Consider the following 396-nt stretch of genomic DNA (forward strand, 5'->3'; position numbering starts at 1 on the left):
GGACTTGATCACGTCGTCGCCGCGGCCAACGAACCAGAAGTAGCCGTCGCCGTCGCGCTTTGCCAGGTCCCCCGTGAGGTACCAGCCGCCGGCGAAGCAGCGCCGGTAGCGCTCCTCCTCGTTGAGGTAGCCGCGGAACATGGACGGCCAGCCGGGGCGCAGCGCCAGCTCGCCCATGGCGTCGGGCTCGGTGACCAGGACCGCCTGGCCGTCCTTCACGACGGGTTTGCCGTCGGCGTCCCTGGCCACGAGGGCCGCCTCGATGCCGGGCAGCGGCCGGCCCATTGAGCCGGGGCGGATGTCCATGGCGGGGTAGTTGGCGATCATGATTCCGCCCGTCTCGGTCTGCCACCAGTTGTCGTGCACCGGCAGGCCCAGCACGTCCTGTCCCCACAC

Annotated in this window: 1 protein-coding gene; it reads right to left on the bottom strand. The window is 70.7% G+C overall.

Annotation, left to right across the window (positions count from 1 at the left end; all coding sequences use genetic code 11):
* On the bottom strand, positions 1-381 hold a 381-nt coding region (locus tag GVN67_RS29460; protein ID WP_235035637.1), incomplete at its 3' end, for an AMP-binding protein.
* Between the last annotated feature and the right edge of the window lie 15 nt (positions 382-396).

The organism is Roseomonas sp. 18066 (assembly GCF_902706185.1).
Taxonomy (GTDB): Bacteria; Pseudomonadota; Alphaproteobacteria; order Acetobacterales; family Acetobacteraceae; genus Pseudoroseomonas.